This is a genomic window from Dickeya chrysanthemi NCPPB 402 (assembly GCF_000406105.1).
GTDB classification, from domain to species: domain Bacteria; phylum Pseudomonadota; class Gammaproteobacteria; order Enterobacterales; family Enterobacteriaceae; genus Dickeya; species Dickeya chrysanthemi.
The window spans coordinates 1582841-1595374 of sequence record NZ_CM001974.1 but is presented as its reverse complement, the minus strand read 5'-3'; the positions used below and the strand labels follow the sequence as shown (position 1 = coordinate 1595374).

The following is a 12534-nucleotide window of genomic DNA, read 5'->3' as shown; positions in this document are numbered from 1 at the left end:
CAGTTGGTTGAAGCCGGCGTCGATCTCGATTTTCCGATGGTGTGGCGAGCCATCGCCGGGCTCGATGCCATCGCCCAAGCGGCTGGCCGCTGCAACCGAGAGGGGAAATTAACCCGGCCCGGTATCGTGCAGGTGTTTATGCCGCCTGCACTGCCGCCCGCCGGGGCATTACGTCAGGCCGCCCAGTGCACGCTGGAGATGGTCAATGCCGGTCTGCTGACCGACCCGCTCTCCCCGGCGGCGTTTCGTGATTACTTCACCCGCTTTAACAGCAAAGGCGAGCGTGACCGCCACGGCATTGGTCGCCTGCTGTGTGCAGAGCCTGATGCAAAAATTGGGCTGGCTATCTGTTTTCGTGACGCGGCGGAGAAATTCCGCCTGATTGACGACGCCGGCGTGGCGGTCATTGTGCCCTGGCAGCCGGACGACGAGGAACAAAGCCCGGTCGAGTATTGGCTGCAATGCCTTGAAAGCGATGCCGGTGCCCATTGGGTCTATCGCAAATTGCAACGCTATAGCGTGAATGTGCCGCAAACGCTGGCGGCGCGGTTGCAAGCCCTTGGCGCTTTACAGCCCCGCGCCGGGCTGCTGGTGCTACTGGAGAGCCAGTATTGCCGCAATACCGGTGTAAAACTGCCGGAGGCACTGCTATCGGCTGAGGATTCAGTGATTTAACAGGAGGCTTTATGCCATTTTGTCTGGATGTGCAGGGCGAGTTTGCATGTTTTACCCGCCCGGAAATGAAGGTGGAGCGCGTTAGTTATGATGTGATAACCCCTTCGGCCGCACGCAGTATTTTTGACGCTATTTTATGGAAACCGGCCATCGCCTGGCGGGTGACGCGTATTGAGGTCATCAACCCGATTCGCTGGATAAACCTGCGGCGCAACGAAGTCGGCTCGGTTATCTCCAGCCGGGTGGTGACCAGTGCGATGAAAGCAGGCAGCGGCGCGCTGGGGCTCTACATTGAAGATGACCGCCAGCAACGCGCCGGCTTGTTTTTACGTGATGTGCGCTACCGTCTGCATGGCGAATTCACCCTGACGGCGCAGGCAGGCCGCGGCGATAACGCCGGGAAATTTGCCGAGATGTTCCGCCGTCGGGCGCAAAGAGGGCAATGTATTAATCAGCCGTATCTGGGTTGCCGCGAATTTGCCGCCGATGTGATGCTGATTGACGACGACGGGCGGCAACCACCGGCGCTGGCACAAGACCGTGAGCTCGGCTGGATGCTCTACGACATGGATTACCGGCAGGCGCAAAATCCGACCCCGCGTTTTTTCCATGCCGCTATGACCCAAGGCGTGATTGATATTCCCGCGCCGGACAGTCCTGAGGTGGTCGCATGATCCTGCACGCCCTCTGCCAGTATTACCAGCGGCGGCAAAAGGAGCCCGACAGCGCCCTGCCGGCCTTTGGCTTTGAGCAAAAAGCCATTCCGTTTGTGATTGTTATTGCCAGTGACGGCCGCTTTTTACAGTTTGAAGACACCCGTTATCTTGATGAGGCGCAAGGGAAAAAGCCGCAGGCAAGCCTGTTCACCGTGGCGAAAAGCATCAAAAAAACCTCTGGCGTCGCCGCCAACCTGTTGTGGGACCCGGCGGACTATGTGCTGGGCATCGATAAAAAAGGCAATCCGACGCGCACCGAACAACAAAAAACCTGCTTTATTGATCGAATTCGAGCGCTGGCGGCCTTCGCCCCGCAGGATAGCGGCCTTCAGGCGGTGCTGGCGTTTTATCAACGCTACCCTGGCCTGCCGCAGCCCGAGCTGGAACAAGACCCGCTGTGGGCGGAAATCAACGACGCCAACCCGCTGTTAACCTTCCGGCTGGTGACGGATGCCGACTGTTTAGTCTTCCAACGCCCGGCGGTACTGGCAGCGTATCAGCATGTCCTTGCCGATAGCGACGAACCCACGGGGCGCTGCCTGGTCAGCGGCGCGAGCCTGCCGGTCGCCACCCTGCACCCGTCCATAAAAGGTGTGTGGGGCGCACAATCGTCAGGCGCCAGTCTGGTGTCGTTCAATCTGGATGCGTTTCGCTCGTTTGGCAAAGAACAGGGCGCCAATGCCCCGATTAGCGAACAAGCGGCGTTTGAATACACCACGGCGCTGAACGCCCTGCTACAAACCCACAGCCCGAACCGGCTACAGCTTGGCGAAACCTCGGTCGTTTGCTGGGCCAGTCAGGCTCACCCGCTGGAGAGCTGGCTGCCGACGCTGTTCGGCAACAACGATGACCCGGACAACGGCGTGCGCACCATTACCGCGCTGTTTAACTCGGTGCATAACGGCGCTTACTGCGCAGACGACGGCGAGGCCCGCTTTTACCTGCTGGGGTTGTCGCCGAATGCCGCGCGCGTCGCCATCCGCTTTTTTCAGGAAGGCACGGTGGCGCAATTCGCCGAACGGCTCCGTGAATGGTTTGACGATATCACTATCATCAAACCCAAAGCGGTGACGTATCCCTTCCCGCCGCTGAAAGCGCTATTACGCGCCTGCGCATTGCTGAACAAAGAAGAAAACCTGTCGCCGCTACTGGCCGGCACCACGGTGCGCGCCATTCTGAGCGGCCAATCGCTGCCCGCCGCCCTGATGAGCGCCCTGTTACAACGCATCAAGGCCGAGCGGGGCGACGTCAGTTATTACCGAGCATCCCTGATGAAAGCCTGTCTTAACCGGGCTTTTCGTCGTCAATCCATCAAGGAGGTTTCTGTGTCTCTCGACCCGGAAGAACAACGTATCGGCTACCGGCTTGGCCGGTTATTCGCGACGCTTGAGCAAATACAACACGCCGCCAGCCCGACGATTAACGCCACCCTCTGCGACCGCTATTACAGCAGCGCCAGCAGCACCCCGGTGGCGGTGTTCCACACGCTGATGCGGCTGCATACCCACCATCTGAAAAAGCTCAAGATCCCGGCGCAAATCCGTTACCAGAAATGCATCGGCGAGATTATCGACGACATCACCGATTTTCCGGCGCACCTCAATCAGGAGCAGCAAGGGCTGTTTGCCATCGGCTACTACCATCAGCGTCAGCACTTTTTTTCTCAATCCACATCCAGTCAGGGAGATGAACAATGAGCCTTAACCACCGCTATGAATTCGTGCTGTTGTTTGATGTAAAAGACGGCAACCCCAACGGCGACCCGGATGCGGGCAACCTGCCGCGCGTGGATGCCGAAACCGGTCAGGGGCTGGTGACGGATGTGTGCCTGAAACGCAAAATTCGCAACTACGTCGGCCTGACGCGCAACGAACAACCGCCGTATGAAATCTACATCAAAGAAAAAGCGATTCTGAATAAAACCCACGAGCGCGCTTATGAGGGCATCGGCAAAAGCGAGGCGTTAAACAGCGATAAAAAACGCAAAGGCGGCGATGCGGTAGACGAGGCCCGCCAATGGATGTGCCGCAACTTTTATGATGTACGCACTTTCGGCGCGGTGATGTCGACCGGGGTTAACTGCGGCCAGGTGCGCGGCCCGGTGCAACTGACCTTCTCACGCTCTATTGATCCGATTGTCGCGCTGGAACACGCCATCACCCGCTGTGCGGTCGCGACCGAAAAGGAAGCCCAGGCTCAGGATGGCGACAACCGCACGATGGGGCGCAAAAACACCGTGCCTTATGGCTTGTACCGCTGTCATGGCTATATTTCCGCCCATCTGGCACGCCAGACCGGTTTTAGCGACAGCGATCTGGCGCTGCTGTGGGAGGCGTTGATCAACATGTTTGAGCATGACCGCTCCGCCGCACGCGGCGAAATGAACGCCTGTGCGCTGTATGTTTTCGAGCATGAGGGCGAGCTGGGCAACGCACCGGCACGCAAGCTGTTCGACTGTTTGCACATCACCCGCACCAGCGACGGCCCGGCGCGCCGCTATAGCGATTACCAGGTCACGCTGGATGACGCCGCCCTGCCCGCCGGCGTGACCTTGCATCGCCTGCTGGAGTAAACCATGGATGAGCCGCGTCTGGTGCCGATTTCGGCACTGCAACATTACGCCTTCTGCCCGCGTCAGTGCGCACTCATTCACACTGAGCAGGTCTGGGCGGATAACTGGCTGACAGCACAAGGCACCATGTTACACCAGCGGGTAGACCACGGCCTGCCGGAAACCCGGCGCGGCATTCGTTACGAGCGCGGCGTTATCGTACAGGCCCCGCAACTGGGCCTGAGCGGTAAGCTGGATTTGCTCGAACAGGTATTGGCCACCGGGGCGCTGACCCCGGTGGAATACAAACGCGGCAAGCCGAAAATCCATCAGGCCGATAAGGTGCAACTGTGCGCGCAGGCGCTGGCGCTGGAAGAGATGAGCGGGCGGTCGATTCCCGTCGGCGCATTGTGGTACTGGGAAACCCGCCGTCGCCTTGACGTTGAGCTTGATGACGCGCTGCGCACCCACACCCGGCAGTTGATTGCGGCCGTCAGCCACCTGCTGCAACAGGGCGACACCCCGCACGCCACACCCGGTAAACACTGTCTTGCCTGCTCGCTCAATGAACTCTGTCAGCCGTCACTGCAACACACAGACCGCTCCGGCGACTATATTCGCCGGCTTTACCTTATGGAGGAGCGTGATGAAGAAACTCCAGAATAGCCTGTATATCACCCGCGACGGGGCATGGCTGCATAAAGAGCGTGAAACGCTACTGATTGAACAAACCGTTGACGGCCAGCGCCAGAAACTGCTGCAAGTCCCTATCCACTCCGTCGGCAATATTTTCTGTTTCGGCAATGTGCTGGTGTCACCGCAATTAATGGGGTTCTGTGGCGAAAACGGCACCCAACTTTCGTTCTTCGACCCATTCGGTCGCTTTCTGGCGCGCGTCGTCGGCAGACAAAGTGGCAACGTGTTGCTACGACGTGCCCAGTTTCAGGCTACGACCACTCAGGCAACGGCGCTGGCGCGTCATATTCTGACCGCGAAAATCCAGTCATCCCGCCGCGTGCTCTTACGTCACCTGCGCACCTATGGCGACAACCCGGCGTTGCAGGCCGCAGCCGACCGCCTGCGCCAGATTGTCGCCGAGCTTCCTGCGAAGACCGATATCGAGCGCCTGCGTGGGCTGGAGGGTGAGGCCGCCAGCCACTATTTCGGCGTATTCGATTCGCTTATCGCTACGCGCAGTGAGCTGCGCTTTAATGGCCGTTCACGTCGGCCGCCGCGAGACCCGGTCAACGCGTTGCTCTCTTTTTTCTACGCGATACTGAGCAAAGAGATCAGCGGGGCTTTACAGAGCGTCGGCCTTGACCCGCAAGTCGGTTTTTTACATCAGGAACGCCCAGGGCGCGACAGCCTGGCGCTGGACCTGCTCGAAGAGTTCCGCGCACCGCTGGTCGACCGGCTGGTACTGACGCTGATTAACCGCCAGCAAGTCGCCATGCAGGATTTCACCACCGACATGTTAGGCGGCGTTACGCTAAAAGATGAGGCGCGCAAGCGGGTATTGCAGGCCTGGCAAGCGCGTAAACAAGAGGAGATAACCCATCCGTTTTTAAATGAAAAAGTCGCCGTCGGGCTTTTACCGCATATGCAGGCGATGTTACTGGCCCGCCACTTGCGTGGCGATTTGGCGCACTACCCGCCGTATGTGTTGCGCTGATAACAGATACCCGGAGCGACCACCCCATGATGGTACTGATTACTTACGATGTCTCACTGGAAGACGCCAACGGCCCCCGTCGCCTACGGCAACTGGCCAAAATCTGCCTGGACTACGGTGTACGGGTGCAATACTCGGTTTTCGAGTGCGACATTGACGCGGCACAGTGGGTAGTATTGCGCCAGAAGTTGCTGACCACCTACGACGAACGGGTCGATAGCCTGCGCTTTTATCGCCTTGGCAAGGGCTGGCGTGATAAAGTTGAGCATCACGGAGCCAAACCGGCGCTGGATATCTTTGGTGATACGCTTATCGTGTAACACTGCGCCAACCTCGGGTTCTCATCATTTTCCCGGCCGGTTGGCGCAATCTTATGCGGTTGAATCATAAATGGTTTATCGCTTATTTCCGTCACTACACCGCCAATACCTTCTCGCAAACATGACGTTGGCGTTATCTCCGCGCCGACGCTATGCTACAAGCGCCTTGCCTGCAAGGCAGTCGCGCCCCACGCGGGCGCGTGGATTGAAACCCTGATAATCAGCAGAACACGCCGTCTAACGGTGTCGCGCCCCACGCGGGCGCGTGGATTGAAACATCAGCGGCGGTCTGCGTTGTCGGCTCATAACCTGTCGCGCCCCACGCGGGCGCGTGGATTGAAACTTGTCGATACTGGCCGCGAGCCCGTAAGTGGTAGTCGCGCCCCACGCGGGCGCGTGGATTGAAACGGCATCGCTCCGGCGCAGCGCTGCAAGTGTTGAAGTCGCGCCCCACGCGGGCGCGTGGATTGAAACGGCATCGCTCCGGCGCAGCGCTGCAAGTGTTGAAGTCGCGCCCCACGCGGGCGCGTGGATTGAAACATTAATTCAGGGTTGTTGATTGGCAAATTGCACATATCGCGCCCCACGCGGGCGCGTGGATTGAAACTTTGAATATCGGAGATATCCAGCGCTGGATCGACGTCGCGCCCCACGCGGGCGCGTGGATTGAAACGCTATTGTTGAAGGTCGCCTGAACCTGACTGTCAGTCGCGCCCCACGCGGGCGCGTGGATTGAAACAAGTGTCATAATTGCCAACAGATGAATGGCTGGGTCGCGCCCCACGCGGGCGCGTGGATTGAAACTCAAAGGCGGTATGGTAGTCCACCCATTTACCGTCGCGCCCCACGCGGGCGCGTGGATTGAAACAAACTCCAATACAACTGTGTGTACGGATACCGAATGTCGCGCCCCACGCGGGCGCGTGGATTGAAACACGAAAGTCAGCTGCTCCCAGCGCTGTATTAAGGTCGCGCCCCACGCGGGCGCGTGGATTGAAACATTTAGAAGCAAAGCAGCTGGATTGCCTGATTTGTCGCGCCCCACGCGGGCGCGTGGATTGAAACTGGTCCTTACCGGCATCAGCCGGCTTCTCTGGTTGTCGCGCCCCACGCGGGCGCGTGGATTGAAACTGTCCAAGCGCGGTTGTCCCGCTCGCACGGGTGGGTCGCGCCCCACACGGGCGCGTGGATTGAAACCGGTCTGTTTGATGATCAGCGGGCGATAACGAGTAGTCGCGCCCCACGCGGGCGCGTGGATTGAAACATTGAACGCGTCCGTGAAAAAGACAAGTTGCAGCGTCGCGCCCCACGCGGGCGCGTGGATTGAAACTTGTGTAAACCTCTTGATTTGGGCACTTTTGATGGTCGCGCCCCACGCGGGCGCGTGGATTGAAACTTTTTCAACGGCAGCGCCCGGCGCATTGAGTTCAGTCGCGCCCCACGCGGGCGCGTGGATTGAAACGAGGTAAATAGCATAATAGACCCATTTGCAGGTAGTCGCGCCCCACGCGGGCGCGTGGATTGAAACACCAGCACCTGCAGGATCACGCGTAACTTTTGGCGTCGCGCCCCACGCGGGCGCGTGGATTGAAACAGCGTAATTGCTGCGCCCTCGCTTGTATAAATCGTCGCGCCCCACGCGGGCGCGTGGATTGAAACTTTTCGCGCGTCAGCAGATGCAGCGTTGAACCCAGGTCGCGCCCCACGTGGGCGCGTGGATTGAAACATGACGTTGTCAGACTCTGGAGATGTGAATATCAGCCGTCGCGCCCCACGCGGGCGCGACATTGCATTGATATGCTGATTCGTCGGTTAACGCGGCGACGGCGGTTCCGGTTCGAACAGCGGCAACGGTTTGCCGATGATATAACGGCGGCGCAAATGGGCGGATAACGCGTCCATCAGCATCACCACCACCACCAGAATCAGGGTGATGAACATCACCACATCCCAGTTCCATAACCGCATGTTCTCGGCATACACCAGCCCGATGCCGCCCGCGCCGACAAACCCCAGCACCGCGGCTGAGCGCACGTTCGACTCCATTTGGTACAGGCTGAGCGCCAGAAAGGTCGGGAATGATTGGGTGAAGATGCCGAAACGGTGTTTTTGCAGGCTGTTGGCGCCGACGGCGCTCAGCCCCCGGCTGGGTGAGCGTTCCACCGCTTCGTGCCCTTCGGCGTATAGCTTGCCGAGCAGGCCGGCATCCTGCATTAGAATCGCCAGCGCGCCGGACAACGGCCCCATACCCACCGCCCGCACGAAGATTAACCCCCATATCGCCATGTCGATGCCGCGTAAAACATCCAGCAACCGGCGTACCAGCAACGCCACCGGCCGCAGCACCGGCGCGTGCATTACGTTACGGGCCGCCAGAAACGACAACGGCAGTGCAATCAGCGTTGCCGTTAACGTGCCGGCAAACACAATCGCGATGGTGATAAATATCTGTGACAGGTAGTAACCAAACGGCCAGTTGGCAAAGTCGTGCCACACGAACATGCGCATAAAATAGCGCCCTAATTCACTGAAGCCGCGCAGCCACTGTTCGGTACTGATGCCGAAAAACACCAGAAACAGCAGATAGTAAAGCAGTGTGGCGGCGGCTATCAGCCCGATGCGCCAGAGATAACGGCGTTGCTGGTTGAACAGCGCCGGGTGTTGTTGCCTGATGGCGGCGACAATGGCCGGCGCCGGTGGGGTCAGGTTCATTTGTCGCCCTCCACGACCTGCTGGCGCAACCATCCGGACAGCGCATCCAACATCGATACCACCACGATGATCAGCAACATGGTGATGCTGACCTGGTCGTAACGGTCCAGTTTAATATTGGTCATCAGTTCCTGGCCGATGCCGCCGGCCCCCACCAGCCCCAGAATGGTGGACTGACGAAAGTTGATTTCCAGCCGCATAAAACTGTAGGACAACACAATCGGTTTGACCTGCGGCCACAACCCGAAGCGCATACGCTGTAATACGCCGGCACCGCAGGCGGCCAGCCCGCGTACCGGCCGTTCCGAGGCGGTTTCGATAGCCTCATAAAACAGTTTGGTCAGGCTGCCGATGGTGTGCAGCGCCAGCGCCAAAAAGCCCGGGATCACGCCGATGCCGAAGGCCATCACAAACATCACCGCCCACGCCAGCTCCGGCATGGTGCGCAAGAACGCCACCAGCGCGCGAATGGTGAAACGCACGCCCGGCGGGCTGTGGGTATTGCCGGCGGCCAGAAAGCCCAACACGACCGATGCCGCCACCGACAACACCGTGGCCGCCAGCGCCAGATTGAGCGTTTCCCAAATCAACGGTAACTGGATGGGCAGGCGGTATCCCCAGTACGCCAGCGATCCTTCGGTATGGCCGTCGGCAAACAGCAGTCGCCAGTGCAATACCGGCAGCGTTTCGGCCAGGTAGTCGAAAAAATGCGGGAATGAATCCCACAGGGTGTACAGGCTAAATTCAGACAATTTGCCCGCACCGATATACAGCACCGCAAGCACCAACGCCCAGATCAGCGATTCGCGCTTTTGCTGCGCTCGTATGCGCTGGTAATAGCGTTCAAAATCAGGGTTCAACATGCGTTTAGTCTGGATGAAGGAAAAGGATGATCGGTTGGCGTTTAGCGGGGCGAAAATTAGCGGGACGAAAAGAGGCATCCTGCCTGTGTTGCCGTCCGTCAAGATTGCGCCATTGTCACCGCCGGTTCAGCACGTCCGCCGCTGCGCCGTTAACCGTGCTTAAACCGTACTTAGCGGTTGCCTTTAGTGAGCTCACGCTTCATGGCGATAATGGTTTTGTAATCGTCTACCGTGGCCGGGCCGATGTGTTGCTTGCCGCCGACGGCTTTCACAAAGCACGGGTGATCGTCTTTATCCAGCTTCTTCACCGCGGTAATCAGTTTGGTTTTAAATTCAGCGGGCAGCGCGTTGCTCACCAGAATCGGGCCGTTCGGGATCAACGGCGATTGCCAAATGATGCGAATCTGCTTCATCAGGTCCGGGTGGTCCATGCGGATCAGACGGCCGAACGCGCCGCTGGTATAGCCGGTGTTGTAGTCGCCAATCATCGACGCCCAGGTCACCGCGCCGTCGAACTGGCCGTTCAGCACACCGAGGATGTCCTGTTCGTGGCCGCCGGAGAAGGTCACGCTGGAGAAAAAGTTGTTGTACTTGTTATCCGGGTTGCCGCCGAATTTTTCTTTAAACGCCTGATTAGGGATCAGATAGCCGGAGGTGGAATCCGGATCGGCGAAACCGAACGCCTTGCCTTTCAGGTCTTCCAGCTTCTGGTAGGGGCTGTCGGCTTTGACGATCACCACCGAGTGGTAGCCGCGCGACTGGTCGGCGTCATCCACCACGATGCCGACCACATCCACCGCGTTGGGATCTTTGATGTAGACCGACGCATAGGACGACGGCGACATGCTCAATACCAGATCAATCTTCTTACCCAGCAGCCCCTGAATCACGCCGGCGTAGTCGGATGAGTTACGCATTTGCGTGTCCACGTTCAGCTCTTTATCCAGAAACTGTTTGACGCACTGGTTATCGCCGATTTGCTGGGTGGCGTTCTGCCCGCCCAAAATGCCCAGATTCAGGGTTTGCGGTGTTTGTGCGGCGAATACGCTGGCGGACACTACCGCACCGGCCAGCAACGTGGTCAACGTAAAAGTTTTTTTCATTAGTTTGCCTATTTTGTCGTTATGCCAAGGTGATGTGATTGGTCGAAAAACGTAAATAATCGAAAAGCCGTAAATAACCGAAAAGCCGTGCGCCGACGTTGAGGAAATTAATGCACTGTCTGCAAATCATCGCCGTACAGGGTGCGCAACAGGCCGTCGGTCAGCGCCGACGGCGGGCCGTCAAACACAATGCGCCCCTGTGCGATGCCGATCGCCCGGGTGCAGTACGCTTTCACCAGTTCGACCGAGTGCAGGTTCACCACCACGGTGATGCCGTTGTCGCTCACCTGCCGCAACACGTCCATGATGCGACCGGTGTTTTTCGGGTCGAGCGAGGCGACGGGCTCGTCGGCCAGCAGGATTTTGGGGTTTTGCATCAACGCGCGGCAAATGGCGACGCGCTGCATCTGGCCGCCGGACAGGTTTTCCGCCCGTTGCAGCGCCTGCGGCAGCAGGTTCATCCATTGCAGCAGCCCGATGGCGTGCGCCCGATCTTCATCGGAAAACAGCTTGAAGAAGGATTTCAGGGTAGAGGTTTGGCTCAGACGGCCCAGCAGTACGTTGGTCAGCACATCCAGCCGCGGCACCAGGCAAAAATCCTGAAAGATCATGCCGCATTCGCTGCGCCACTGGCGCAACTGGCGACGGCTGAAACGCAGCACATCATCCTGCGCCTCGCCCTGCCCGCTATTATTTTGATCACGGTAGCTGTTTTGATCACGGTAACTCTTCGACTCACGATAACGCAGGATTTGCCCGTCGCTGGCCGGCACCGTGCCGTTCATCACGTGCAACAGGGTGGATTTCCCCGCCCCGGAGCGGCCAATCACCGCCACCATTTCACCGGCGTGCAAATCAAAATTAAGGTTATCCAGCACCCGCTTTTGCTGCCCGGCATAGGTTTTACACAGTTGCCGCACCGACAAAATCGGCGATGGCGATTGCGTCTGGGGTTGATAGGTGCGCAGTCGGGTAGCGCTTTCGGATGCCAACAGTGCCTGTGCCATGGGTTTCGTCATCGGTTAGTCAACACTATGCTCGGTTAGTCAACACTATGGACGTTATTAAGCGCAGCACAGATGAAAACTTGATGACAGCTTTGTGATTAAAAAATGAACTTACCGGCGAGCCGCCAACACAGGGCCGGCATGACAACAGACCTGACCGCGCTAAAGCCGAATCCACATCCCATCGGCGGCGGCCTGCACGCCATCCGGCAAGGTGTTTTGCATCAGCCAGACATCGGTTTCGTGGCTGAGGTGGGTCAGCCAGGTGTGTGCCGGTTGCAACCATTCACGCACGTGCAACACGGTATTCAGGTCGCTGTGGTTGAGCGGCGGTTTGTCGCGCGGCGGCTGGGTGCAGTCCATCACCATGTGGTCGAGCCGTTTACCGCACATAAAATCCAGCGTGTCATCCGGCAGGCCGCAGGTGTCGGTCAGGTAAGCCACCGCGTGATTGTCCACCTCCAGCAGATAACCAAAGGTGGGTTTGGAATGATTCAGCGGCAGCGCGGTCACCTGCAACGCCCCCATCGTCACCGTCTGAAACGGCGTCATCGCCGGCTGAAAATCCAGCCGCCGCGGATGCTTGTACAGATCGTCGCAGCCTTGTTCATCCGGCGGGCCGAACACCGGAATACGGTCGCCGATGCCCCAGCGCAGCGAAAACAGCCCCTGCACATGGTCGACATGGTAGTGCGTCAGCAGGATGCGACGAATCTCGTTAACGCCGAAGCGCTGCTCCAGTTGCGTCACACCGGCATCCAGCAAGGTCACCTCACCGCCGCACTGAATCAGCAGGCTGCTCGGCCCGCGCCGAAACCGCGGGTCCCGCCGCGCGCGTTCGCAGGCGATACACTCACAACCGGTCAACGGCACCTGCTGCGCGTCGCCGGTGCCCATAAACATGAGTTTCATAGC

The 12534-nt window shown here is 58.8% G+C and carries 11 protein-coding genes, 1 pseudogene and 1 CRISPR repeat array; of the genes and pseudogenes, 7 read left to right on the top strand and 5 right to left on the bottom strand.

What is annotated here, in order from left to right; all coding sequences use genetic code 11:
- The 7 genes and pseudogenes from DCH402_RS22855 to cas2 form a co-directional block, all read left to right on the top strand.
- Positions 1-675 (top strand): annotated as a pseudogene (locus DCH402_RS22855) (CRISPR-associated helicase/endonuclease Cas3); the annotation flags it as partial.
- Between the two features lie 11 nt (positions 676-686).
- Complete coding sequence (cas5c, locus tag DCH402_RS07250) at positions 687-1349, top strand: type I-C CRISPR-associated protein Cas5c (RefSeq protein ID WP_040000511.1); 663 nt, start codon at positions 687-689, stop codon at positions 1347-1349.
- Positions 1346-3088 (top strand): type I-C CRISPR-associated protein Cas8c/Csd1, encoded by a 1743-nt coding sequence (gene cas8c / locus DCH402_RS07245; protein ID WP_040000510.1) that lies wholly within the window; start codon positions 1346-1348, stop codon positions 3086-3088. The genes cas5c and cas8c overlap by 4 nt, the downstream gene beginning before the upstream one ends.
- Positions 3085-3963 carry a type I-C CRISPR-associated protein Cas7/Csd2 gene (gene cas7c / locus DCH402_RS07240; RefSeq protein WP_040000509.1) on the top strand — a complete coding sequence of 293 codons (879 nt, stop codon included), beginning with the start codon at positions 3085-3087 and terminating at the stop codon, positions 3961-3963. Before cas8c ends, cas7c begins: the two co-directional genes overlap by 4 nt.
- Before the next feature lie 3 nt (positions 3964-3966).
- The gene (gene cas4 / locus DCH402_RS07235; protein WP_024105341.1) at positions 3967-4608 is read left to right on the top strand and encodes a CRISPR-associated protein Cas4; all 642 of its coding nucleotides are present in this window, start codon (positions 3967-3969) and stop codon (positions 4606-4608) included.
- Positions 4589-5614, top strand: coding sequence for a type I-C CRISPR-associated endonuclease Cas1c (cas1c, locus tag DCH402_RS07230; protein WP_040000508.1), 1026 nt, complete (start codon positions 4589-4591; stop codon positions 5612-5614). Before cas4 ends, cas1c begins: the two co-directional genes overlap by 20 nt.
- Before the next feature lie 26 nt (positions 5615-5640).
- Positions 5641-5934: a CRISPR-associated endonuclease Cas2 gene (gene cas2, locus DCH402_RS07225; RefSeq protein WP_024105339.1), complete on the top strand. Its 294-nt coding sequence runs from the start codon at positions 5641-5643 to the stop codon at positions 5932-5934.
- 180 nt (positions 5935-6114) lie between these two features.
- Positions 6115-7660: a CRISPR direct-repeat array (repeat unit 32 nt; unit sequence GTCGCGCCCCACGCGGGCGCGTGGATTGAAAC).
- Between the two features lie 86 nt (positions 7661-7746).
- On the opposite strand, the gene phnE (DCH402_RS07220) is transcribed toward cas2, so the two are convergent.
- The 5 genes from phnE (DCH402_RS07220) to phnP all read right to left on the bottom strand — a co-directional run bounded on the left by phnE (DCH402_RS07220) (position 7747) and on the right by phnP (position 12531).
- Positions 7747-8646 carry a phosphonate ABC transporter, permease protein PhnE gene (phnE, locus tag DCH402_RS07220; protein WP_040000507.1) on the bottom strand — a complete coding sequence of 300 codons (900 nt, stop codon included), beginning with the start codon at positions 8644-8646 and terminating at the stop codon, positions 7747-7749.
- Positions 8643-9509 (bottom strand): phosphonate ABC transporter, permease protein PhnE, encoded by an 867-nt coding sequence (gene phnE, locus DCH402_RS07215; protein ID WP_196808436.1) that lies wholly within the window; start codon positions 9507-9509, stop codon positions 8643-8645. Before phnE (DCH402_RS07215) ends, phnE (DCH402_RS07220) begins: the two co-directional genes overlap by 4 nt.
- A gap of 170 nt (positions 9510-9679) precedes the next feature.
- Positions 9680-10612 carry a phosphonate ABC transporter substrate-binding protein gene (gene phnD / locus DCH402_RS07210; RefSeq protein ID WP_040000506.1) on the bottom strand — a complete coding sequence of 311 codons (933 nt, stop codon included), beginning with the start codon at positions 10610-10612 and terminating at the stop codon, positions 9680-9682.
- 107 nt (positions 10613-10719) lie between these two features.
- Complete coding sequence (locus DCH402_RS07205) at positions 10720-11619, bottom strand: phosphonate ABC transporter ATP-binding protein (RefSeq protein ID WP_040000505.1); 900 nt, start codon at positions 11617-11619, stop codon at positions 10720-10722.
- 162 nt (positions 11620-11781) lie between these two features.
- Positions 11782-12531, bottom strand: a complete 750-nt coding sequence (phnP, locus tag DCH402_RS07200; protein ID WP_040000504.1) for a phosphonate metabolism protein PhnP — start codon at positions 12529-12531, stop codon at positions 11782-11784.
- Positions 12532-12534 lie beyond the last annotated feature (3 nt).

Bases quoted from the DNA above. Each gene is read 5' to 3' on its own strand.
- cas5c (WP_040000511.1), top strand. From the start codon at position 687: ATGCCATTTTGTCTGGATGTGCAGGGCGAGTTTGCATGTTTTACCCGC.
- cas1c (WP_040000508.1), top strand. From the start codon at position 4,589: ATGAAGAAACTCCAGAATAGCCTGTATATCACCCGCGACGGGGCATGG.
- cas7c (WP_040000509.1), top strand. From the start codon at position 3,085: ATGAGCCTTAACCACCGCTATGAATTCGTGCTGTTGTTTGATGTAAAA.
- cas4 (WP_024105341.1), top strand. From the start codon at position 3,967: ATGGATGAGCCGCGTCTGGTGCCGATTTCGGCACTGCAACATTACGCC.
- phnP (WP_040000504.1), bottom strand. From the start codon at position 12,531: ATGAAACTCATGTTTATGGGCACCGGCGACGCGCAGCAGGTGCCGTTG.
- phnE (WP_040000507.1), bottom strand. From the start codon at position 8,646: ATGAACCTGACCCCACCGGCGCCGGCCATTGTCGCCGCCATCAGGCAA.
- phnE (WP_196808436.1), bottom strand. From the start codon at position 9,509: ATGTTGAACCCTGATTTTGAACGCTATTACCAGCGCATACGAGCGCAG.
- DCH402_RS07205 (WP_040000505.1), bottom strand. From the start codon at position 11,619: ATGGCACAGGCACTGTTGGCATCCGAAAGCGCTACCCGACTGCGCACC.
- phnD (WP_040000506.1), bottom strand. From the start codon at position 10,612: ATGAAAAAAACTTTTACGTTGACCACGTTGCTGGCCGGTGCGGTAGTG.
- cas8c (WP_040000510.1), top strand. From the start codon at position 1,346: ATGATCCTGCACGCCCTCTGCCAGTATTACCAGCGGCGGCAAAAGGAG.
- cas2 (WP_024105339.1), top strand. From the start codon at position 5,641: ATGATGGTACTGATTACTTACGATGTCTCACTGGAAGACGCCAACGGC.